This window comes from Pseudomonas sp. 18173 (genome assembly GCF_050432945.1).
Taxonomy (GTDB): Bacteria; Pseudomonadota; Gammaproteobacteria; order Pseudomonadales; family Pseudomonadaceae; genus Aquipseudomonas.
In genome coordinates this window covers 83166-104785 of sequence record NZ_JBKFTN010000020.1, presented here as the reverse complement: position 1 = coordinate 104785, position 21620 = coordinate 83166, and the positions used below count along the sequence as shown (strand labels likewise).

The following is a 21620-nucleotide window of genomic DNA, read 5'->3' as shown; positions in this document are numbered from 1 at the left end:
TGCCATGCGCTGGGTCTGCATTGTTTTCCCGCAATTGGCGCTGGATGCGGTACTGCGTCAGCGTGCCGATCCCGATGAACCCCTGGCGTTGCTGACCGGCCCGGCCCAGCGCCGGGTGCTGCAGGCGGTCAACGAGGCGGCGCGGGCGCTGGGTTTGCGTCCCGGCCAGTCCATGAGCGCGGCACAGGCCTTGAGCAAAGGCTTTGTCACGGCCGAATACGACGCCGCTGAGATCGAACACTGGCAGCAGTTTCTTGCCGCCTGGGCCTATCGCTTCAGTTCCCAGGTCAGCGTGCATTACCCCCGGGCCGTGGTGTTCGAGATCGAATCCAGCCTCGGCCTGTTCGGCGCGTGGCCGCAATTCGAAGCGCTTTTGCGCCGTGAACTCGGTGAGCTGGGGTTTCGGCACCGCATCGTGGCCGCGCCCAACCCGGTGGCGGCGCGGGTGCTGGCCAACGTCCATGACGGCCTGGTGGTGCCGGACGATCAAGCCTTGCCGCATCATCTGGGGCAAATGCCCGTCGACCGCATCGGCCTCGAGGCATCGGTCGCCACGGCCTTGTCGCGCATGGGCCTGCGCACCTTGAGCCAGGTGCAGGCGTTGCCCAGGCACAGCCTGGCCCGGCGTTTCGAGGTCCAGGTGCTCAAGCATCTGGATGCCCTGTCGGGTTTGCGGCGGCTGGCGCTGGCGTTTTACCTGCCGCCGGACCGCTTCGATGTGCGTATCGAGCTCAATTTCGATGTGCAGTCCCATCAAGCCTTGCTGTTTCCGTTGCGCCGGCTGACTGGCGACCTGTCGGCGCTCCTCTGCGGTCGCGACAGCGGTGTACAGCGTTTCGACCTGCATCTGGAACATGCCGGGTTGCCGGACACGGTCATCAAGGTCGGCCTGCTCAGCGCCGAGCGCGATCCGGCGATGCTCTTCGAGCTGGCCCGGGGGCGGCTGGAGCAAGTCCAGGTCGAGGCGCCGGTGCGCGGCTTTCGCTTGCGCGCCGAGGATTTGCCGGCCTTCGTGCCCCAGCATCGGGAACTGTTCGACGATCGCCCGCAGCAGTCCTTGCCTTGGGAGCAACTGCGCGAACGCCTGCGTGCACGGTTGGGGGATGACGCGGTACATGGCTTGGGTTTCCAGGCCGATCACCGCCCCGAGTGCGCATGGCGGGCCAGTGCCGACAGCCAGCCTTGCACGGTGCCGGCCGCCGTGAAACGGCCGGGCTGGCTGCTGACTGAACCCTTGGCCGTGCATCAGGGCTCGGCGCGCATCCTCATGGGGCCGGAGCGTATCGAGTCCGGCTGGTGGGACGGCGACGACGTGCGCCGTGACTATTACCTGATCGAAACCCGTGCCGGCCAGCAGGGCTGGGCCTACCGGGTGGTCGGTGAGGATGGCCCGTTGTGGCTGCAGGGCTGGTTCGCATGAGCATCGAATATGCCGAATTGCACTGCCTGTCTAACTTCAGCTTCCAGCGCGGGGCGTCCAGTGCCCTCGAGCTGTTCCAGCGCGCGAAAAAGCAGGGTTATCAAGCCCTGGCGATCACCGACGAATGCACCCTGGCGGGCATCGTTCGCGCCTGGCAAGCGGCGAAGTCCGTGGAGTTGCCGCTGATCATCGGCAGTGAAATACGCATCGAGAACGGTCCGAAACTGGTGCTGCTGGTGGAGAACCTCGAGGGCTACCAGGCGCTGTGCCGATTGATCACCCGCGCCCGGCGGCGCACGCAGAAAGGCCAGTATCAGCTGCTGCGCGAAGACTTCAGCGAAACGTTGCCGGGGCTGCTGGCATTGTGGGTGCCGGACGCGGTGGATGACTTCGAGCAGGGGCGCTGGCTCAAGCAGGTTTTCGCCGAACGCCTGTGGCTGGCGGTGCAACTGCATCGCGGTCAGGACGATACCCGGCGCCTGGGCGATCTGCTGAGCCTGTCCAGGGAGCTGCGGATTCCCCCCGTGGCCAGTGGCGATGTGCACATGCACGCTCGCGGCCGACGCGCCTTGCAGGACACCATGATGGCGATCCGTCATCACCTGCCGGTGGCCGATGCCGGGTTGCGCCTGCATCCCAACGGCGAACGCCATCTGCGCAGTCTCGACGTGTTGCAGGCGCTTTATCCGCCAGACCTGCTGGCAGAAACGCTGGCCATTGCCCGGCGCTGCACCTTCGACCTCGGCCAATTGCGTTATCAATATCCCCGCGAGCTGGTGCCGCAAGGGCACAGCGCGCAGTCCTGGCTGCGGGAGTTGACCGAGCGCGGCATTCGCGAACGATGGCCCGACGGTGCAAGCGACAAGGTTCGCGGGCTGATCGACAAGGAACTCGGGCTGATCGCCGAGCTGGGTTACGAAAGCTATTTCCTGACCGTTCAGGACATCGTCGCCTTCGCCCGGCGCGAGAAGATTCTCTGCCAGGGCCGGGGCTCGGCGGCCAACTCGGCGGTGTGTTTCGCCCTGGGCATCACCGAGATCGACCCCGAGCGCATGAACATGCTGTTTGAGCGTTTTCTCTCCAGGGAGCGCAACGAACCGCCGGATATCGATGTGGACTTCGAGCACGAACGCCGCGAAGAAGTCTTGCAGTACGTGTTCCAGCGCTATGGTCGAACCCGCGCGGCACTGACGGCCGTGGTCAGCACTTACCATGCAGCCGGTGCGGTGCGCGATGTGGCCAAGGCGTTGGGGCTGCCGCCAGACCAGATCAATGCCCTGGCCGATTGCTGTGGTCACTGGAGTGACGAAACACCGCCCGTGGAGCGCCTGCGTGAGGGCGGTTTCGACCCCGAAAGCCCGGTGCTGCGTCGGGTATTGAGTTTGACGCAGCAACTGATCGGGTTTCCCCGGCACCTGTCCCAGCACCCCGGAGGCTTCGTCATTTCCGAGCAGCCGCTGGACCACCTCGTGCCAGTGGAAAACGCCGCGATGGCCGAGCGCACGATCATTCAGTGGGACAAGGACGATCTGGACGCGGTCGGTCTGTTGAAGGTCGATATCCTCGCGCTGGGCATGCTCAGTGCGATACGCCGTTGCTTTGATCTGTTGCGCCGTCATCGCAATCTGGATTTGAGCCTGGCGACGGTCCCCTCTGAAGACTCGCAAACCTACGACATGATCGGTCGTGCCGACACCATCGGCGTGTTCCAGATCGAATCCCGGGCGCAAATGTCGATGCTGCCCAGGCTCAAGCCCCGCAAGTTCTATGACCTGGTGATCGAGGTGGCCATCGTGCGTCCGGGGCCTATTCAGGGCGGCATGGTGCATCCCTATCTGCGGCGACGAAACAAGGAAGAGCTCGAGAGCTATCCCTCCGAAGAGTTGCGCGAGGTGTTGAAACGCACACTGGGCGTACCGCTGTTTCAGGAGCAAGTGATGCAGATCGCCATCGTCGCCGCCGACTACAGCCCCGGCGAGGCCGATCAGCTGCGCCGCTCCATGGCCGCCTGGAAGCGCCATGGCGGGCTGGAACCGCACAAGGACCGGCTGGCCGCCGGCATGAAGAAAAAGGGCTACACGGCGGAATTCGCCGCGCAGATCTTCGAGCAGATCAAGGGCTTTGGCAGCTACGGTTTTCCCGAGTCCCACGCCGCCAGTTTCGCCTTGCTGACTTACGCCAGTTGCTGGCTGAAATGCCATGAGCCGGCAGCCTTCGCCTGCGCGCTGATCAACAGTTGGCCGATGGGCTTCTACAGCCCGGACCAGATTCTGCAGGACGTTCGCCGTCATCATTTGCAGGTTCGCCCGGTGGACGTGCGCGCCAGTGACTGGGATTGCAGCCTGGAACCGGTCAGCGGTGCGCAACCGGCGATTCGCCTGGGCATGCGCATGATCAAGGGCTTTCGTGAGGACGATGCGCGGCGCATCGAGGCGGCCCGCTCGAAAGGTGCGTTTGCCGACATCGCCGACCTCGGTGAACGGGCGCGACTCGATGCCCGAGCCCAGGAGCAACTGGCCGATGCCGGTGCGTTGCGTGGCCTGGCCGGCGACCGGCACCGGGCACGCTGGGAAGTGGCCGGGGTAGAAAAGCAGCTGGGTTTGTTTGCCGGCCTGCCGAGCCGGGAGGAGGACGCGGTGTCGCTGCCAAAACCCACGGTGGGCGAGGACCTGCAAGCCGATTACGCCAGTGTCGGCACCACCCTCGGGCCGCATCCGCTGGCCCTGTTGCGCAGTGAGTTGAAGGCGCGGCGCTGCCGCAGTTCGCAGGAGTTGCTGGACGTCGAGCACGGTCGGCCGGTCAGCGTCGCCGGGCTGGTCACCGGCCGACAACGCCCGGCCACTGCCAGCGGCGTGACGTTCGTCACCCTTGAGGACGAGTTCGGCAACGTCAACGTGGTGGTCTGGCGTGACCTGGCCGAGCGACAGCGCCGGGTGCTGGTCGGCTCGCAACTGCTCAAGGTCGATGGCCGCTGGGAGAAGGAGGGCGAGGTGCGGCACCTGATTGCCGGGCGCTTGAGTGACCTGAGCCCGCTACTGGATGGCATCACTGTGCGTAGCCGGGATTTTCACTGACAACCCCCCCTGTAGGAGCGAGCTTGCTCGCGATGAACCTGAGAGCGCCGCGGGGTGTCAGGTTACCAGCGGTATCGTTGACGACCATCGCGAGCAGGCTCGCTCCTACAGGTTTATGTGTAAATTGCTACTTGCCCAGCGGCCAAAACCGCTCCCCACCGCCCGGCGCTTCCGTCCATGCCTGCAATGAACGTGTCGGCAAATCGAAATAATCCCGCGTGCGCGCATAGCCATGCCCGCCCATGCGTCCGATCGCATCCAGACCCAGTTGATCGATGTACAGGGTTTCCGGGTCGATCAGTTCGTCGCGCACATGGGCCATCAGCACTTCACCGAAAATGATTTCCCGGGATTGGCCGATGGACAGCGCCATCATCCGCCGGCACTCCAGCGCCACCGGGGCCTCACCGATGCGCGGGCATTTGACCGTGGTGCCGGGGATGGCGGTGAGGCCGGCGGCGGTCAGTTCATCGAAGCCGGGGGCGAAGGGCACGGCGCAGACGTTCATGGCTTCCACCAGTGCATCGCTGACGATGTTCACGGTGAATTCCTGGTTGAGCTGAATATTGCGGGTGGTGTCCTTGGGGCTCTGATCGCCGTAGTTTTCCACGCCCAGGGCCAGGATCGGCGGATCGGCCGACAGCGCATTGAAGAAGCTGAACGGTGCCGCGTTGACCCGGCCTTCGCCGTCGACGGTGGTGACCAGGGCAATCGGCCGTGGCACGACGCTGCCGATCAGGATCTTGTATTTGTCCCGTGGGCTCAGTTGGCTGAAGTCGAAGCTTTGCATGGGCAGAATTCTCTAAAGAAGGGGATCGATCGCGCTCAGTGGCGCCTGTGCGCTGTAGTCGTCGGCGAACGGGATGGCTGGCTGGAACAGGCTTTTCCAGTCCGGTTGGCCAAAGGCCCGGTCGCTGTGGCTGCGCATCAGTGTTTCGAATTGCCGTTGGGCCTGACGTTGCAGGGCGGGGTAATCGACGCCCTTGACCTGGCCGTCCTGCATCACGCAGCGGCCATCGATGTAGCTGGCGATGCAGTCGTCACCACGACCGGCCAGCAGAAGATTTTTCAGCGGATCGAATAGCGGTCCCAGGTGCATTCCACGCAGGTTGAACACGGTGATATCGGCCTTGCACCCCGGCGCCAGGCGCCCGAGATCGTCGCGCCCCAAAGCCGTGGCGCCGCCGAGTGTCGCGGCGTTGTACAGGTCCAGCGCGCGGGTCAGGTCGTTACCGCCTTCCATCAGGCGGGCGATGTTCAAGCCCTGGCGCATGTTGTCGAGCAAGTCCGCCGGCCAGGTGTCAGTGCCCAGGGCGAAGTTGATGCCCTTGGCCCGATAGCGTCCGAACGAGTTCAGCGCCTCGCCATCGCGGGCGAACACCACCGGGCAATGCACCAGACTGGCGCCGCCGTCCACCACTCGCTGCAAGTCGTCGTCACCGCGGGTGTAGATGCCGTGGGGCAGCAGGCTGCGTGGGTTCAGAAGCCCAAGCTGCTGCAACCAGCCCAGTGGCGAAGCGCCGCGCAGTTGTTCGACCATCGCCACTTCGCCCAGGCCCTGGCAGCAATGCAAACGCATCGGTGCCTTCAACTCGCGGCTCAACGCAGCGGTGCGTTGCAACAGCGCCGGGGTGCAAGTCTGGATGCGGTCCGGCAGCAGCGCGCCGCGAATCAGGCCGCCATTCGCGCCGTCGAAATCGCGGAAAAACCGTTCGGCGGCATCGAGGCCGGCCATGCCCCAGGCTTCGTCCCAGCGGTGGGCCAGCGTACCGTCGGCCTGCCAGTAACTCATGCCGCTCATGTAGCAAGGACCGAGGTAAGTGCGCAGCCCCAGCTCGGCCGCCACATCGGCTACTGCCGCAAACTCGTCGTAGGTCTCGGCCCACTCGCGGTAATACATCGAGGTGATCGGCATGGCCGTGGTGATGCCGTTGCGGATCAGTTGCGTGAAGGCGTAGCGGTATTTGAAGACTTCTTCTTCGGGACTGTAGCTTTCCCGCGATCCACGCGCCAGATACTGCGCCGACCACATCCGGCCCATGTCGCGCTCGTCGCCGTTGTCCAGGGTCAGTACCGTGGAATCGAGATCGCCGAGGGCATCCAGATCGATGAAGCCGGGGCCGATCAGCGCGTTGCCATAATCAATCCACTGATCGACCGGGCCCGGATAACCGCGCCCGACAAACTCGATGCGCGAGCCGGCGAACACCACTTCGCCGTCGCGCCACAGCACATGCCGGGTGCCGTCGAAGCCGACCACGCAACTGGCGCGCAAGCCGATGCGCTTCACAGACGGCTTTCCAGCAAGCGGCCACCCGCCGCAATCAACTGACCCGCGCGATAGACCTGACGCAGCGGCCGTGAAACCACCGCTTCACCCAGTGTTTGCACCGGCATCAGCAGGAAGTCTGCCGGCTGGCCGATCGCCAGGCGATTGGCTTCGCGACCCAGTGCCTGGGCGCCATTGGCGGTTGCCGCCGCGAAGACCGCCGCCAGCTCTTCGTCCTTGCCCAGGTCGAAGCGGAACGCCAGCAGCATCGCCCGTTCCAGCATGTCGCCGTTGCCCATGGGCGACCAGGCATCGCGAATGCCGTCGGAGCCCAGGCACAAGTTCACGCCGGTTTCGCGCAGGGCCAGGAACGGCGGCACCGCGCAATCGGCCGGGGCCGAACTCATCAGCGAAATGCCCAGTGCCGCCAGACGCTCGGCCACCGGTTTGACCTGGCTCCATGGCAACATCCCCAGGCAGTACGCATGGCTGATCATCACCCGGCCCTGGCGAGCGAAGCGCTCGGTGTAGTCGGCGATCAGCGCGATCTGCCACAGGCCCAGTTCACCCTTGTCGTGCAGGTGAATATCGATACCACGGTCGAATTCGCTGGCCAGGCTGAACACGAAATCCAGTTGTGCAACCGGATCGTTATCGATGCCGCACGGGTCCAGCCCGCCGACGTTCTCCACGCCCAGGGCCATGGCTTCGCGCATCAGTTCGGCGGTGCCGGGGCGACTGATCAGGCCGGTTTGCGGGAACACCACCAGTTGCAGGTCGATCAGGTCACGGTAGGTTTCACGCAGCTGTTGCATGGCCTCGACATGCCGCAGGCCAAACTCCGGGTCGATGTCGACGTGGCAACGCATGGTCAGCGAGCCACGGGCGATGCAGTTTTCCAGCAGGGCGCCGGCCCGTTGCGCAATCGGTGTGGTGACTTCGCGCAGGATGCGCCGTTCGTTGGCAATGTAGTCCTTGAGGGTCGGGCCGGCGCTGTTGGGACGCCATGGCTGGCCCCAGAGGGTTTTGTCCAGGTGCACGTGGCTTTCCACCAGTGCGGGTGTGAGCAACTGGTTCTGGCCGTCAATGTCGGTGGCCAGCAGTTCGGTGGTCGATGCAGGGCGACGCTGGGTGAACCGCCCGTTCTCGATCAGCAGGTCTTCGGCGGTTGAGCCGTAGGGGCGCACGTTGCGTAGCCAGCGGGGTTGGGTCATTGCATACCTCATGTTTTGTGTTGTCAGGGCGGGCCTCTTCGCGAGCAAGCCCGCTCCCACAGGGGAATGCATTTCAAATGTGGGAGCGGGCTTGCTCGCGAAGGCCGCGACTCGGTTTGGGATCAGCCCTTGAGCTTGGCCCAGATGCGGTCCTGCAGCTCACGTGCCTTGTTGCTGCATTCCTTTTCCGGGCGCAGGCGCGAGGCGAATTCGTCGGGCATGTTGATGGCGTCCATGACGCGCCATTTGGCGTCGATCAGCTTGTCGCTCTGGATGCCGTTGTCGTAGGCGATGGCGTTGGACACGGCGGCGGCGTTTTCCGGTTTCATCATCCAGTCGATGAAGATCTTCGCGTTGCCAGGGTGCGGCGCGCTTTTCGGTACGGCGAAGTTGTCCTGGAACATGGCCAGGCCTTCTTTCGGATACACGTACTTGATGGTGCTCTTCTGCAGGGTGGCCCGCGCTGTAGAACCGTTCCAGTTCTGCATCATGATCACTTCACCGCTGGCCATGCGGTCGACGGTGTTGTCCGAGCTGTACATCTTCAGGAACGGCTTCTGTTTTTGCAGCAGTTCGAGGATGCGCTTGGCGTCCTGCGGGTTTTCGCTGCATTCATCGACATTCAGGTAGTGGCTGGCGGCGTTGATCACGCTGCTGGAGGTGTCGAGGGCGGCGAGTTGGCCTTGCAGCTCCTTGCGTGGCTCGAAGAACTCTTTCCACGAGTCGTCGAGTTTGCCGCCGGGCACCCGTGCGCTGTCATAGGAGAACCCGGTGGTGCCCCACAGGTACGGCGCCGAGAACTTGCGACCGGGGTCGAAGCTCGGGTCGCGGAACGCCGGTTTGACGTACTGGAAGTTCGGCAGGGTCGAGGCGTCGATTTCCAGCAGCAGGTTCTGGTTGATCAGGGTGCGCATGATCGATTGCGACGGCACGATCACGTCATAGGCCGCGCCGCCGGCCTGCAGCTTGGCCAGCAGGGTCTCGTTGCTGTCGTAGCCGTCCATGGTGACCTTGATGCCGGTCTCCTTTTCGAACTTGGCCAGCAGGTCGACCGGGTAGTAGTCGGTCCAGTTGTAGAAGAACAGTTCCTTGGGCTCGGCGGCCTGGGCGCTGAGCGCCGTGAACGCGGTGAAGCAACTCAAGGCCAGACCGGCAACGGCGAAACTCATGCTTTTCACTTTCTTGCTCATAAAAGAAGTCTCCAGGCTTATTGTTGTTTACCGCGCTGTCCCAGCCAGAAGGCCAGCACCACCAGCACGATGGATATCACCAGCATCAGGGTCGAGATCGCGTTGATCTCCGGCGTCACGCCGGCCTTGATGGCTGAGAAGATGTACACCGGCAAGGTTGTCGACCCCGGCCCGGCGACGAAGAAGGTCATGATGAAATCGTCGAGGCTGACCACGAATGCCAGCACCGAACCTGAGAGCACCGCCGGCCACAGCAGCGGCAAGGTCACCCGGCGAAACACCTGCCAGGGGTTGGCGTACAGGTCGTTCGCCGCTTCCAGCAGGCTCTTGTCCAGGTCATTGAGCCGCGCGCGGATCGGCAGGTAGGCAAAGGGAATGCAGAAGCCGATGTGGGCGATGATCACCGTCAGCAAACCGAGCTTGATCCCCAGTGCCATGAACAGCAGCAGGGTGGCCACGGCGGTGACTATCTCCGGCAGGATCAGCGGCAGGTTGATCCCGCCTTCGACCATTTTCTGTCCGTAGAACGGCCGGTAAGTCGCCAGCGCCGCGAGCAAGGCAATTGCCGTGGCGCACACCGTGGCGATGCCGGCGACGATGATCGAGTTCAGCGCGGCAGTCTGGATCGACGGGTTGGCCAGGATGCGCCCGTACCAGTCCAGCGAGAACTCGGTCCACACTGTCGCCGAGCGGTTGGCGTTGAAGCTGTAGGCGATCAACACGAAAATCGGCAGGTACAGATAGGCCAACATCAACAAGCTGACTTCACGGGTCAGCGGCAGCTTCTTCAGGTGCAGGGCGATCATGCTTGGGCTCCCGGGCGGTGGGCCTTGGCGGCATTGCGGCTATAGAGGGCGTAGAGCACCAGGGACAGCAACATGATCCCCAGCAACAGGAACGACAGCGAGCTGCCCAGCGGCCAGTTGCGCGCGGTGCCGAACTGCTGCTGGATCAGGTTGCCGATCATCAGCGTCTTGCCGCCGCCGAGGATCGCCGGGGTAATGAAGGCGCCCAGGCTTGGCACGAACACCAGCAACGCACCGGCAATCACCCCCGGCATCGACAGCGGCAGAATGATCCGGCGCAATGCGTGCCAGCGATTGGCACCCAGGTCATAGGCGGCCTCCACCAGACGCCAGTCGAGTTTTTCCAGGGTCGAATAGATCGGCAGGATCATGAACGGCAGGAAGCTGTAGACCAGCCCGACGCTGACCGCGAAGTCGTTGTAGAGCAGGGTGATGCCGCCGGCCTGGGGCAACAGCGCGTTGAGGCTCTGGGCGACCCAGCCCTGTTCGCGCAGGATGATCAGCCACGCGTAGTTGCGGATCAGCAGGTTGGTCCAGAACGGGATGGTGATCAGCAACACCATCAGGTTGCGTCGCCGCGGCGTGAGGCTCGACATCCACAGCGCCACCGGGAAGCCGAACAGGAAACACAGGACCGTGGTGCCACCGGCCTGGAATACCGAACGGATCAGTGCCTGGGCGTAGACCCAATTGAGCTCAAGCTCACCGTCGAAACCTTCCTGGAAAAACAGCTGCACATAACTTTGCAATTGCCAGTTGGCCTGCCAGTCGACGCCGCCATAGACGTTGCGTGGCAACAGGCTGATGTAGCCCATGATGCCCAGTGGAATGGCGATCAGGGCCAGCAGGGTCAGGACTACCGGGCTGAGCAACAGCGCGCGGTTGAGGGCCGGGGAAGTGCTGCTGACGCTCATCTCAGGCCTCCATCAACAGGCAGGCGTGGGGCGGCAGGTTGACCGCGACGCGATCGCCCACCACCCGCCCGTGGCTCAGGCCTTCGTTGTTCTCGCGCAGCATGACCTTGATGTCGTTGTTCAGGCGGCATTGGTAGAGCGTGGCCGTGCCGACATACAGCACGGCTTCGATCACGCCGCGCAGGTGGTGGGGCTGGGTCGGCTCGACCAGTTGCGAACGCTCGGGGCGGAATGCCAGTTGCACCTTGCTGCCATCGAAGCCCTGGGCCGGGCAGGGAATCTCCACCGGCATGCCGTTGGGTACGAAGAGCTTTTCGTTCTGCTGGCCGCGCTTGAGGTGGCCGGGGAGAAAGTTGATATCACCGATGAATTGCGCGACGAACTGGTGCTGCGGACGCTCGTAGATGTCATTGGGCGTGCCGATTTGCAGGATCTTGCCGGCGGACATCACGGCGATGCGATCGGACAGGGTCAGGGCTTCTTCCTGATCGTGGGTGACGAAAATGAAGGTGATCCCGGCTTCCTTCTGCACGCGCTTGAGTTCGACCTGCATTTCCTTGCGCAGCTTGAGGTCCAGGGCCGACAGCGGTTCATCCAGCAACAGCACCTTCGGTTTCGGCGCCAGGGCCCGGGCCAGAGCCACCCGTTGCTGCTGGCCGCCGGACAGTTCGGCGGGTTTGCGCCTGGCCAGGTGCTGCATTTGCACCAGCGCGAGCATCTCGTCGACCCGTTGCGGGATCAGTTTGCGATCAAGACCCTGCATCTCGAGGCCGAAGGCGATATTCTGCGCAACACTCATGTGCGGAAACAGTGCGTAGCTCTGGAACACCGTGTTGACCCGACGCTTGAACGGCGGCAAATCGTTGACCGGCTCACCCGCGAGACGAATCTCGCCGTCGCTGACGTGTTCGAAGCCGGCAATGGTGCGCAACAGGGTGGTCTTGCCACAGCCGGAAGGGCCGAGCAGGGTGAAGAATTCGTTGTCGGCAATGTCCACGGATACATTGTCGAGGGCGGGTGCAAGCCCCGGATCGTCGGAATAGCGTTTGGAGACGTTTCGCACTTCAATTGCAACTGGATGACCCATAATGGTGCATTCCTCTAATTATTGTATGCAAAATCTGGATGCAATTTAGAAATACCCGGATTAACCTGCCCGTGCAAGCCCCTTTTTCAATGGCTGTTCATCCGCCAGGGTTGTTTGCACAGGGCTGAAGGAGTTGATGAATGGCGGAAAAGAAACTGGAAACCACGGTCGACCGCGTCTACCAAGGGGTTTACGAGGCGATCAGCAAGCGCTCGCTGCGTCCGGGAATGAAACTGGGCGAAGCCTCGTTGGCCGAGTTGTTCAATGTCAGCCGCACGTCTGTCCGGGCTGCGCTCAAGCAATTGGAAGCCGATGGACTGGTCACCACCGAGCCCAATAAAGGTGCATCGGTGTCGTTGCCCAGTGACGAGGAGATCCGTTCGCTGTTCGAAACCCGGCGTCTGGTCGAGATCGGTATCGTCATTGAACTGTGCCGCCGCCGCGATACGGCGGTGACCCGGGATCTGCGCGATCACTTGCTGCTGGAGGATGAAGCGCATCAAAGCGGTGATCACGAGCGCCTGATTCACCTGCTCGGCGAGTTCCACATCAAGCTGGCCCGCAGCCTCAATAACCCGGTGCTGCTCGACTGGTTCCAGAAGCTGATTTCCCGGGCGTCGCTGTATGCCGCCGCACTGGACGACGACAGCCATGAAGCCTGCCGCGACGATGAACACCTGCGACTGATCGAGTACATCGAAGCGGGCAACCAGAGCGCGGCCATCGAGCTGACCTGCATGCATCTGAATGGCATCGAGAAGGCCATTCTCGACGTCGCGGCTACGTTGAAAACCAGCTACAACCCGCTCAAGCATTTGATTGAGGTCTAGACCCCACTGAAGATCAAAACTGTGGGAGCGGGCTTGCTCGCGAAAGCGGTGTGTCATTCAACCTGTTCGTCTGCTGATACACCGCCTTCGCGAGCAGGCTCGCTCCCACAGTGGACCTCCAGTGGCCCGTGAGAATCAGCTATACCTCTATGAAACGAATAGCGTCCAGAATGCTCGAAACAAACGGGTGAAATTTACCGGGATTGAGCCAGCCGATGCAGTTTCTAGCGGATAGCCACGGGTGTGCCGGATGGAACGGCGAGATGGCCGGGCGCATTCGTGCGTTCGACTGGAGCCCGACTGAACTTGGCCCACTCGATTCATGGTCGAAAAGCCTGAGCGGTGCAGTGCAGTTGATGCTTGCCTCGCCGTTGCCGATGGTGATGCTCTGGGGACAGTCGGGGTACATGATCTACAACGACGCCTATTCCAAGTTTGCCGGTGGACGTCATCCTTACCTGCTGGGCTCTACGGTCGAACTGGGCTGGCCCGAAGTCGCTGAATTCAATCGCCATGTGGTGGATACCTGCCTGGCGGGCGGCACCTTGTCCTATCGCAATAAAGTCCTGGTACTGCTGCGCGACGGTATTCCCGAGGATGTCTGGCTCGACCTCTATTACAGCCCGGTGGCCGACGATGACGGTCGTCCGGCCGGGGTCATGGCCATGGTGGTGGAAACCACCGAATGGGTGATATCCGAACGTCGGCGACAGGCGGCTGAAGACGCCTATCGCGCCGACAATGAACGGGTACGGCTGGCGCTGAATGCCGGTGCCTTGCTCGGCTCCTTTGTCTGGGACATCAAGACCAACGTGTTGTCGGGTGATGAGCGCTTCGCCCGCGCGTTTTCCTATCCACCGGGGCAAGACTTGCAAAACCTGCCCCAGGACATCGCTGAAAGCCGGATCCACCCGGACGATCGCAGCTGGGTTCAGGAGCGCATCACACTGTCGGTCGAGACCGGTGAACCCTACAACGTCGAGTACCGGATCCAGCGCCCCGACGGCAGTTACCTCTGGGTACTCGCCAGCGGCTGTTGCGAGTTCGACGAGCAAGGCGAGGCGTTTCGCTTCCCCGGTGTGCTGATCGATATTCACGAACGCAAGACCGCCGAAGAATCCCTGCTCAAGTTCACCCGCAACCTGGAGCAACGGGTGGCCGATGAGGTCGAGGCGCGTCTGGCGGCGGAAGAGCAATTGCGCCAGTCACAGAAACTCGAGGCCATCGGCGGCCTCACCGGTGGCGTGGCTCATGACTTCAACAACCTGTTGCAAGTGATCGCCGGCAACCTGCACCTGCTGGCGCGCCATGAGCCGGGTAACGCCAATGTACAGCGCCGGGTCGCGGCGTCGATTGCCGCTGTCGAGCGCGGTGCCAAGCTGTCGTCGCAATTGCTCGCATTCGCCCGCCGCCAGCCGTTGTCGCCTGCGGTCTTCACGCTGCGGCAGATTTTCGATGGCCTGGCGGAGCTGTTGCTGCGTGCCTTGGGTGAATCCCTGCAGGTGCACATGACGGCACCGGAAGACTCCTGGAATGTGTTTGTCGATCGCAATCAACTGGAAAACGCCATTCTCAATCTGGCGATCAATGCCCGTGACGCCCTGCAAGGCGAGGGCCGGATTGACCTTTGCGCGGAAAACATCAGCCTCGATCGCAAGTTTTGCGCCGCAAAGGGCATTGCCGCCGGTGACTATGTGCGGGTGTCCGTGGCGGATACCGGCGTCGGCATGCCGCCGCAGGTGCTGGCCCAGGCGTTCGAACCGTTTTTCACCACCAAGGCCGACGGTCAGGGCACCGGGCTGGGATTGAGCATGGTGTTCGGTTTCGTCAAGCAGAGTGGCGGTCATATCGAGATCGCCAGCGACGTCGGGCAGGGTACCCGGGTGCAGTTGTACTTCCCGCGCACCTTGCGCGCGGCACCCAGCGAAGCGTTGAGCCCCGATGTACCGCAGCGCGGCGGGCACGAGCGGATCCTGGTGGTCGAAGACAATGAGGCGGTGCGGGTGTCGGTGGTGGAGTTGTTGCGCGAAGAGGGCTACCAGATCCTCACGGCCACCAATGGTGACGTCGCCATGCAAATGTTGCTGGAAGGGCTGGCGGTGGACCTGATATTCACCGACGTGGTCATGCCCGGCCTGATCAAGAGTTCGGACCTGGCCGCCTGGGCGAAAGTGCAGGAGCCTCCGGTGGCCGTGCTGTTCACCTCGGGGCATACCCGCGACATCATCTCGCGCAATCACCAGCTCAGCCCTGACACCCACCTGCTGAGCAAACCCTACAATCCTGAGGCGCTCAGGAAAATGGTGCGCACGGTGCTTAACGGCTGACCAGAACAGGTGACTCTCCATACGGGTTTTCAAAAGACGACCGAGTGATCGTCTACCGCTGGAGGCGTCGGCGCAGGCGAATGTTTATCGACTTTGCGTCAGGACGACGAACGGACACCGCTGGTCTGACAGGTGGTCGACAGAACGGGCTAACCGAGGCCATTCTGATAGTTGGTGAACGCAATCAATCGCGCTTGCTACCGATTAACAAACGGAGGTGTTCCATGCCGGTGCCCCATGACCTTTATCAGGATCTGAAACGCTCAAAGGAAGAGATCCAGCAGAAACGCACCAAGGATCCGTTACTGGATTCACTGCTTAACAAGTATTCCCTGGCGGATGCCGATGTGGTGAAGGCGGAGGAGGCCAAATCCAGCGATGACATGGTGACGAAGCTCAAGGCGAAGCGCCTGGAGGTCAAGGACAAGATCGTCAGGCAACTTGACTCATCGTCCTGATCCAGCCTGGAACGGCAACCAGAAACCCCGCCCGAATACCCTGGTCAACGGAACACCGTCCCCTGTAGGAGCGAGCTCGCTCGCGATGGTCGTCAACGATAACGCTGGTTGGCAGGTGCCCCGCGGCGTTCTCGGGTTTATCGCGAGCGAGCTCGCTCCTGCAAGTGGGAGGGTGAATCAGAGGCGGCGCTTGCTCATTGCAATGCCTTGTTCAACGGCAACCGCGCCATGTTCTGCGCTTTCAGCGAACCGAAATACAGCCAGTCCCCATACTCGCGCACCGTGGTGATGGGGGAGTAGTTGTCGCTGCTGCCGTCCTGCAGGTTGGCGATCACTTTGCCCTCCAGGTCCAGGCCCAGGGCAAACCCGCGTTTTTCCACGGGTTTGGGCAGGACGGTCATGGCCCGCACGATCATCTTGCGCACGAACGGATGCGCTGCCGTGCCGTCGAGCAAGGCATTTCGCGGGGCATACAGCGCCACCCAGAACCGGTCGTGACCATTGAACGACAGGTTGTCCGGCAGCCCCGGCAGGTTGTCGATGAACAGGTCATGGGTGCCGGCCTTGGGGCCGCTGAGCCAGTAACGGCTGATGCGGTAGGCGCCGGTTTCATTGACCAGTACGTAGGCATCGTCCGGCCCCAGGGTCACGCCGTTGGCAAACTCCAGCTTGTCCAGCACAACCGATGTCTTGCCGGTCTGGAAGTCATAACGCAGCAGGCGGCCGTCGCCACCGTGTTCGAGCACGGCTTCACCATCGTGGCCATAGCCGAATCGGCTCGAAGCATCGCTGAAATAGGCGTAGTGACCCGGTTTGTCGATCGCCACATCATCGGTAAAACCGAAGGGAACGCCACCGGCCTCAGTGGTCAGGGCTACCAGGCGACCCTGGGCATCGAGTGACAACAAGCCTTTGACGGCGTCGGCGATCACCAGCAGGCCATTGGGATGCCGGGCCAGGCCCAACGGCCGGCCACCGGTGTCGGTCAGGACTTTGGTGGTCTTGCCGTCCAGGCTGGTGCGGATCAGGCGACCGTCGTGCAGGCCGGTAATGAGCATGTCATTTTCCAGCAACAGGGCTTCCGGGCCATCGATGTCGGCGGCACCGACGCGCTCCATGCCCTTGAGTCGCTGGTTGTCGGCGTAGATGCCACTGGAGAGGGACGGCGCGGGTTGTGGCCTCCAGGCCACCGGTCGCACCTTGGTTGGCATCAGCAGCAGGAAAGCGCCGATGACGACAATGACCAGCAACAGGCATTTGAAGAATCTGCTCACGCGCTGACCCCTGTCGCCGCCAGGTATTTCTGCGCCATGTCGCGCAATGCCAGCATCGATGCGGCCGACTCCCGATCGATGCGGCGCTTGAGCAACAAGCGGTTGGCAATCCGCATCGCCAGACCGCTGAATTGATATTCCAGGGTCCGGACGAAACGCGTGTCCTGGCCTGTGGCATCGCATTCATAGGTCACCACCAGCGACAGGCCATGATCACCTTGGGCCCGGGCGCTCCAGCGCCGTCCAGGCAGATACTCCGCCACCTCCCAGCTCAAGTGCCCGTCGCGGCCGCCGGCGCGAATGTCCTCTTCGAAACGTGTGCCGGCATGCAACGGGCCTTTTGGTCCATCGATATGCAGCGACGAGGGATGCCATTGCGGCCAAAGGGTCACGGTGCTCGCGTAGGCCAGTACGTCTGCCGGGTGTCCGGCAATGACAATCTGATGCTGCATGCGGGTCATGGGCGTTCTCGTCGGGTTGTGCGGCGCAGGTTCCGGCTCCCAATAGAGGGTGCCGAACAGGTAGTCCATCAGCGGGAAAACGATGTTGAAATTGCGCTCCTGCATCAGTTCGCGGCGGTGATGCAGTTCGTGCAGCCGGCGCATCTGGCGGATCCACGGCAGCCGGGTGAGCGGGTTGTGCGGCGGCAGGTGCTCACAGGCATGAAACACTTCATAAGCCAGGTAACCGAGGACAAGAAAACCGCCGACCAATCCGGCGACGTTGGTGTCGATGTGCTTGAGCAGCCACCACAGAGGCAGGGCAACGGCGAGGGTGTGCAGCACGATCAGCCATGCCGGAAACAGAATCACCCGCCAGTCGCGGGCGCTGTCATAGGTCATGTGGCCGGGGGTGAAAAAACTGTGGTGGTCGCCAGCGTGGCGGGCATAAAACAGCCGGGCCAAGCTCTTTTTATGATGCCCCAGGTGGCGATGCACCATGTACACGCCGAAGTTGAAAAACAGCAGTGTGAGGGGCACCGCCAGCCATTGTGCCGATGTGACCTGATGGACGTTGCTCCAGAAAATGCTGATCGCCAGTACCCCGAACGCCAGGACAAAAGCGCCGTGCAACCAGGGGTTGTAGAGCGGATGAATGTCGGCGCGGTAGCGGCTGCGGAATCCGTCGGTGGTCTGCCTCACTGCAATCACCTGTCGTTATTGTTATCTCCTGAAGATTAGTCGATTCCGACGGTCTGGCGGGCCGAACCTTGAGGACACAACGGCCATGATCCGGTGCAAACCGTTGTCAGGTCAGCGGGTCCCAGCGCTGTGACCAGTCTTCGTCGGAATCGATGACCCCGCGCAGCAGGTCGAAGGCGTGTTGCAGGGTTGGCGAGTCACGGTCGCGGGAATAGACCAGGTAGGTCGGATAACTGAATTCCGGGGCCTTGGGCACCAGTTCCAGCACACCGCTTTCCAGGTAGCGCTGTACCACGCGGGTGCGGAAATAGCCGCTACCGCCGTTTTCGAGAATGTACTGCAAACCCAGCGGACCAAGGTTGAAGGTCAGCGCGGCCTTGGCTTTTTCCGGCAGGGCAGCGTCATGCTGGCGGCGAAAGCCCGGGCCCCAATCGATGTACACGTAAGGCTCGGGCCGTTCGACCGAGCGCACGAGGATGAGTTTTTCTTCAAGGATCTGCTCGACCTGCAATCGCGGCCAATACTCGGGCTGATATACCAGTGCGGCATCCAGTACGCCCAATTCCAGTTGGCGCAGCAGGTTTTCGCCATCACGGATTTCCATGCGCAAGGCGTGGCTGGGGATCTTTTCGCGTATTTCACCGGCCCAACCCAGCATCAGCGGATTGCACAGGCTGACCTCGCCACCGATGTGCAGCACATCGCGATAACCCTCGGGCAACGGCAAATCACGCCGCGCGGCTTCCCAGGTTTGCACCAGTTGATTGGCGTACACCACGAAGGCTTCACCGTTGGGCGTCAGGCGGGCTCCGGCGCGGTTGCGCACGAACAGGGTGCTGCCCAGTTGGCTTTCGAGTTTTTGCACCCGTGCAGTGATCGCGGTCTGGGTGACATGGAGCTTTTCGGCAGCCGCGGCCAGGCTGCCATGGCGGACGATTTCGAGGAAGGTGCGGGCGAGGTCGATGTCCATGGGTTGGCCGGTGCTGTCAGTGTGGACATTGTAAGAGCACCACCGAACCTGTGGCGAGGGGGCTTGCCCCCGTTCGGCTGCGAAGCAGTCGTCAATCCGAAGCCCGCTATGTTTGAGCGGGTCTAAAGGGCCGCTTCGCGCCCCAACGGGGGCAAGCCCCCTCGCCACAGGGCAGGTAAAAATGACAAATCCCGCCACGAGGGGCGGGATTCATCTGCGGCCTTGCACGTTCCCGAAGATCGGGAACCGGGTGCTTAGGACGGGAACAGCTCGGACAGTTTCATGGCCAGCATCATGTCGCCTTCAGCGCGCAGTTTGCCGCCCATGAACGCTTGCATGCCGTCAGTCGAACCGTCGACGATGCCTGCCAGGGTTTCGCCGTCCATCACCAGGGTCACCTGGGCGTCCGGGTTCTCGCCTTCCTGCAGCTCGCAGGTCTGGTCCTTGACGATCAGCGAGAAGTTCTTGGAGTCGTCGATGCGGAAACCGAAGACCAGGTCCAGGCCGGCAGCGGCGGCTGGGTTGAACTTGGCTTTCATTGCTTGTACGGCATCAGCTACGGAGGTCATGGTTCGATCCTTTCTTGGGTATGGAGCTGGTTGATTACAGCCAGGGTCACAATAGTCCGGACTCAGCGAAACGTGATGAGTTCCGGGGCCTTCAACAGTTGCAGGTGCGCATGATTGTTGAAGGAAGCCAGGGCCACCTCGCGACCACGAAACTTGAGTTGGTTGAGCGAGGTGTTGACGATTTGCCAGTTCAATTCAAAGGCCTGCCGGGCAGGCATTTGCGTTATCAGGTGGAGCAGGGCGGTGATGGTGCCGCCGGACGTGAACACGGCGATTTTCTGGGTGTTGTCGGCCTGGTCGAGGATGCGATGCAAACCGGCCTGTACCCGCTCGACAAACCCCAGCCAGCTTTCCAGGCCAGGTGTGTCGTAGGTGCCGGCGAGCCAGCGTTCGATGATCAGGGCGAAGATACGCTGGAACTCACCACGGTTTTGCGCGGCGTTGCGCAAGATGTGCAGCGCTTCGGGTTCGTCCGGCAGCATGGCCGGCAACAGCGCGCGGATCACCGCATCGGCGTCGAATTCGTTGAAGGCGGCGTCGGTTTCCAGGAGCGGCACCGGCAGGCCCACCGCGGCGAACTGTTCCAGCGCGCTGTTGGCCGTGTGCTGCTGGCGGCGCAAGTCCCCCGCCAGGCAGCGGTCGAAGCTGATCCCGAGTTCGGCCAGGTGCCGACCAAGGATTTCAGCCTGACGAATGCCGGTCGGCGACAGGACGTCGTAGTCGTCTGCACCAAAGGAGGCCTGGCCATGTCGAATCAGATAGATGCTGCCCACGTCCGCGTCATCCCGGTACGTTGAAGGTTTGGCGAGGTTATGAGGATGGCGGTGAGCTGTCAATGAAAAAACATACGCTTGTTTGAAATGCCCGTTACAGGCCTGTTGCCAGAAATTGCGCGACTGGTCGCAAGGCCGGCGCATGGGTATGCTGGAAGTATCCCGCGCGCGTTCGAGCCGCGCATCGCTTGAGGAGTCCCTGTGGAGTTTTTTTCCGAGTACGCCATTTTCCTGGCCAAGACCGTGACCCTGGTGATCGCCATTCTGGTGGTCCTGGCCAGTTTTGCGGCCTTGCGCAGCAAAGGGCGGCGCAAGTCGTCCGGCCAATTGCAGGTCAGCAAGCTCAATGATTTCTACAAAGGGCTGCGCGAGCGCCTGGAGCAAACCTTGCTCGACAAGGACCAGCTCAAGGCCCTGCGCAAGACCCAGGCTAAAACCGACAAGAAACAGAAGAAAAAAACCGAGGTCAAACCCCGGGTGTTCGTGCTGGATTTCAACGGCGATATCAAGGCTTCGGCCACCGAAAGCCTGCGCCACGAAATCACCGCCTTGCTGACCCTCGCCACACCGAAGGACGAAGTGGTGCTGCGCCTGGAAAGCGGCGGCGGCATGGTTCACAGCTACGGCCTGGCGTCCTCGCAACTGGCGCGTATCCGCGAAGCCGGCGTGCCCTTGACCGTGTGCATCGACAAGGTCGCGGCCAGCGGCGGCTACATGATGGCGTGCATTGGCCAGAAGATCATCAGTGCACCGTTCGCGATCCTCGGCTCGATTGGCGTGGTGGCGCAGTTGCCCAACGTCAATCGCTTGCTGAAAAAGCACGACATCGATTTCGAAGTGCTGACCGCCGGTGAGTACAAGCGCACCCTGACCGTGTTTGGCGAAAACACCGAGAAGGGGCGGGAGAAGTTCCAGCAGGACCTGGACATCACCCATCAACTGTTCAAGAACTTCGTGTCGCGCTATCGCCCGCAACTGGCGATCGATGAAGTGGCCACCGGCGAAATCTGGCTCGGCGTTGCAGCACTGGAAAAACACCTGGTCGACGAACTCAAGACCAGTGATGAATACCTCGCCGAACGCGCCAGGCAGTCCGAGCTTTATCACCTGCACTATGCCGAGCGTAAAAGCCTGCAAGAGCGCATTGGCATGGCCGCCAGTGGTTCGGTCGACCGCCTGTTGCTGAACTGGTGGAGCCGTTTGACCCAGCAACGCTTCTGGTAACTCTGCGTTCAATCGGCTAATCGCTAATGACCGCTTTTGTATTTTGAACGGTCAAAAGGCCTTGAACGATGCCATGCAG

Annotated in this window: 18 protein-coding genes and 1 pseudogene; 6 read left to right on the top strand and 13 right to left on the bottom strand. The window is 62.2% G+C overall.

Annotated elements, in window-relative coordinates; all coding sequences use genetic code 11:
* The first annotated feature begins 4 nt into the window (after nucleotides 1-4).
* Both ACLD1X_RS21575 and ACLD1X_RS21570 read left to right on the top strand, forming a co-directional pair.
* Nucleotides 5-1420: a Y-family DNA polymerase gene (locus ACLD1X_RS21575; protein WP_429371095.1), complete on the top strand. Its 1416-nt coding sequence runs from the start codon at nucleotides 5-7 to the stop codon at nucleotides 1418-1420.
* The gene (locus ACLD1X_RS21570) at nucleotides 1396-4494 is read left to right on the top strand and encodes an error-prone DNA polymerase (RefSeq protein ID WP_429371093.1); all 3099 of its coding nucleotides are present in this window, start codon (nucleotides 1396-1398) and stop codon (nucleotides 4492-4494) included. Before ACLD1X_RS21575 ends, ACLD1X_RS21570 begins: the two co-directional genes overlap by 25 nt.
* Nucleotides 4495-4504: 10 nt before the next feature.
* Here ACLD1X_RS21570 and ACLD1X_RS21565 read toward each other — a convergent pair.
* The 8 genes and pseudogenes from ACLD1X_RS21565 to ACLD1X_RS21530 form a co-directional block, all read right to left on the bottom strand.
* Nucleotides 4505-4582: pseudogene (locus ACLD1X_RS21565) on the bottom strand (outer membrane lipoprotein carrier protein LolA); the annotation flags it as partial.
* Between the two features lie 39 nt (nucleotides 4583-4621).
* Entirely contained in the window at nucleotides 4622-5284 is a 663-nt protein-coding gene (locus tag ACLD1X_RS21560) for a flavin reductase family protein (RefSeq protein WP_429371091.1), read from the bottom strand.
* Nucleotides 5285-5296: 12 nt separating this feature from the next.
* On the bottom strand, nucleotides 5297-6784 hold the full coding sequence (locus tag ACLD1X_RS21555) for an amidohydrolase family protein (protein ID WP_429371089.1): 1488 nt from the start codon (nucleotides 6782-6784) through the stop codon (nucleotides 5297-5299).
* Nucleotides 6781-7977 (bottom strand): amidohydrolase family protein, encoded by a 1197-nt coding sequence (locus ACLD1X_RS21550; protein ID WP_429371087.1) that lies wholly within the window; start codon nucleotides 7975-7977, stop codon nucleotides 6781-6783. Before ACLD1X_RS21550 ends, ACLD1X_RS21555 begins: the two co-directional genes overlap by 4 nt.
* A 122-nt stretch (nucleotides 7978-8099) precedes the next feature.
* Entirely contained in the window at nucleotides 8100-9167 is a 1068-nt protein-coding gene (locus ACLD1X_RS21545; protein WP_429371085.1) for an extracellular solute-binding protein, read from the bottom strand.
* A gap of 17 nt (nucleotides 9168-9184) precedes the next feature.
* On the bottom strand, nucleotides 9185-9973 hold the full coding sequence (locus tag ACLD1X_RS21540) for an ABC transporter permease (protein WP_429371083.1): 789 nt from the start codon (nucleotides 9971-9973) through the stop codon (nucleotides 9185-9187).
* The gene (locus ACLD1X_RS21535; RefSeq protein ID WP_429371081.1) at nucleotides 9970-10887 is read right to left on the bottom strand and encodes an ABC transporter permease; all 918 of its coding nucleotides are present in this window, start codon (nucleotides 10885-10887) and stop codon (nucleotides 9970-9972) included. Before ACLD1X_RS21535 ends, ACLD1X_RS21540 begins: the two co-directional genes overlap by 4 nt.
* 1 nt (nucleotide 10888) lies before the next feature.
* Nucleotides 10889-11974, bottom strand: coding sequence for an ABC transporter ATP-binding protein (locus ACLD1X_RS21530; RefSeq protein WP_429371079.1), 1086 nt, complete (start codon nucleotides 11972-11974; stop codon nucleotides 10889-10891).
* 140 nt (nucleotides 11975-12114) lie between these two features.
* Here ACLD1X_RS21530 and ACLD1X_RS21525 point away from each other — a divergent pair, with 140 nt between their 5' ends.
* The 3 genes from ACLD1X_RS21525 (at nucleotide 12115) to ACLD1X_RS21515 (ending at nucleotide 15589) form a co-directional block, all read left to right on the top strand.
* Nucleotides 12115-12804 (top strand): GntR family transcriptional regulator, encoded by a 690-nt coding sequence (locus tag ACLD1X_RS21525; protein WP_429371077.1) that lies wholly within the window; start codon nucleotides 12115-12117, stop codon nucleotides 12802-12804.
* Nucleotides 12805-13019: 215 nt separating this feature from the next.
* Nucleotides 13020-15131, top strand: a complete 2112-nt coding sequence (locus tag ACLD1X_RS21520; protein WP_429371075.1) for an ATP-binding protein — start codon at nucleotides 13020-13022, stop codon at nucleotides 15129-15131.
* A 224-nt stretch (nucleotides 15132-15355) separates the two neighbouring features.
* On the top strand, nucleotides 15356-15589 hold the full coding sequence (locus tag ACLD1X_RS21515) for a hypothetical protein (protein ID WP_429371073.1): 234 nt from the start codon (nucleotides 15356-15358) through the stop codon (nucleotides 15587-15589).
* Nucleotides 15590-15783: 194 nt separating this feature from the next.
* Here the strand turns inward: ACLD1X_RS21515 and ACLD1X_RS21510 are convergent, their stop codons facing one another.
* The 5 genes from ACLD1X_RS21510 to ACLD1X_RS21490 all read right to left on the bottom strand — a co-directional run bounded on the left by ACLD1X_RS21510 (nucleotide 15784) and on the right by ACLD1X_RS21490 (nucleotide 20317).
* The gene (locus ACLD1X_RS21510; protein WP_429371071.1) at nucleotides 15784-16863 is read right to left on the bottom strand and encodes an SMP-30/gluconolactonase/LRE family protein; all 1080 of its coding nucleotides are present in this window, start codon (nucleotides 16861-16863) and stop codon (nucleotides 15784-15786) included.
* On the bottom strand, nucleotides 16860-18005 hold the full coding sequence (locus ACLD1X_RS21505) for a sterol desaturase/SRPBCC family protein (RefSeq protein ID WP_429371069.1): 1146 nt from the start codon (nucleotides 18003-18005) through the stop codon (nucleotides 16860-16862). The genes ACLD1X_RS21510 and ACLD1X_RS21505 overlap by 4 nt, the downstream gene beginning before the upstream one ends.
* 106 nt (nucleotides 18006-18111) lie before the next feature.
* Nucleotides 18112-18975 carry a LysR family transcriptional regulator gene (locus tag ACLD1X_RS21500; protein ID WP_429371067.1) on the bottom strand — a complete coding sequence of 288 codons (864 nt, stop codon included), beginning with the start codon at nucleotides 18973-18975 and terminating at the stop codon, nucleotides 18112-18114.
* Nucleotides 18976-19229: 254 nt separating this feature from the next.
* Nucleotides 19230-19544 carry an SCP2 sterol-binding domain-containing protein gene (locus tag ACLD1X_RS21495; RefSeq protein WP_429371065.1) on the bottom strand — a complete coding sequence of 105 codons (315 nt, stop codon included), beginning with the start codon at nucleotides 19542-19544 and terminating at the stop codon, nucleotides 19230-19232.
* A gap of 62 nt (nucleotides 19545-19606) precedes the next feature.
* Nucleotides 19607-20317 carry a histidine phosphatase family protein gene (locus ACLD1X_RS21490; RefSeq protein WP_429371063.1) on the bottom strand — a complete coding sequence of 237 codons (711 nt, stop codon included), beginning with the start codon at nucleotides 20315-20317 and terminating at the stop codon, nucleotides 19607-19609.
* A gap of 201 nt (nucleotides 20318-20518) precedes the next feature.
* On the opposite strand from ACLD1X_RS21490, the gene sohB reads away from it, so the two are divergent.
* Complete coding sequence (gene sohB, locus ACLD1X_RS21485) at nucleotides 20519-21541, top strand: protease SohB (RefSeq protein WP_429371061.1); 1023 nt, start codon at nucleotides 20519-20521, stop codon at nucleotides 21539-21541.
* Nucleotides 21542-21620 lie beyond the last annotated feature (79 nt).

Excerpts from the sequence above, each read along its gene's own strand:
- ACLD1X_RS21520 (WP_429371075.1), top strand. The coding sequence starts at position 13,020 with ATGCAGTTTCTAGCGGATAGCCACGGGTGTGCCGGATGGAACGGCGAG.
- ACLD1X_RS21575 (WP_429371095.1), top strand. The coding sequence starts at position 5 with ATGCGCTGGGTCTGCATTGTTTTCCCGCAATTGGCGCTGGATGCGGTA.
- ACLD1X_RS21530 (WP_429371079.1), bottom strand. The coding sequence starts at position 11,974 with ATGGGTCATCCAGTTGCAATTGAAGTGCGAAACGTCTCCAAACGCTAT.
- ACLD1X_RS21525 (WP_429371077.1), top strand. The coding sequence starts at position 12,115 with ATGGCGGAAAAGAAACTGGAAACCACGGTCGACCGCGTCTACCAAGGG.
- ACLD1X_RS21495 (WP_429371065.1), bottom strand. The coding sequence starts at position 19,544 with ATGACCTCCGTAGCTGATGCCGTACAAGCAATGAAAGCCAAGTTCAAC.
- ACLD1X_RS21535 (WP_429371081.1), bottom strand. The coding sequence starts at position 10,887 with ATGAGCGTCAGCAGCACTTCCCCGGCCCTCAACCGCGCGCTGTTGCTC.
- ACLD1X_RS21515 (WP_429371073.1), top strand. The coding sequence starts at position 15,356 with ATGCCGGTGCCCCATGACCTTTATCAGGATCTGAAACGCTCAAAGGAA.
- ACLD1X_RS21550 (WP_429371087.1), bottom strand. The coding sequence starts at position 7,977 with ATGACCCAACCCCGCTGGCTACGCAACGTGCGCCCCTACGGCTCAACC.
- ACLD1X_RS21540 (WP_429371083.1), bottom strand. The coding sequence starts at position 9,973 with ATGATCGCCCTGCACCTGAAGAAGCTGCCGCTGACCCGTGAAGTCAGC.
- ACLD1X_RS21545 (WP_429371085.1), bottom strand. The coding sequence starts at position 9,167 with ATGAGCAAGAAAGTGAAAAGCATGAGTTTCGCCGTTGCCGGTCTGGCC.
- ACLD1X_RS21560 (WP_429371091.1), bottom strand. The coding sequence starts at position 5,284 with ATGCAAAGCTTCGACTTCAGCCAACTGAGCCCACGGGACAAATACAAG.
- ACLD1X_RS21500 (WP_429371067.1), bottom strand. The coding sequence starts at position 18,975 with ATGGACATCGACCTCGCCCGCACCTTCCTCGAAATCGTCCGCCATGGC.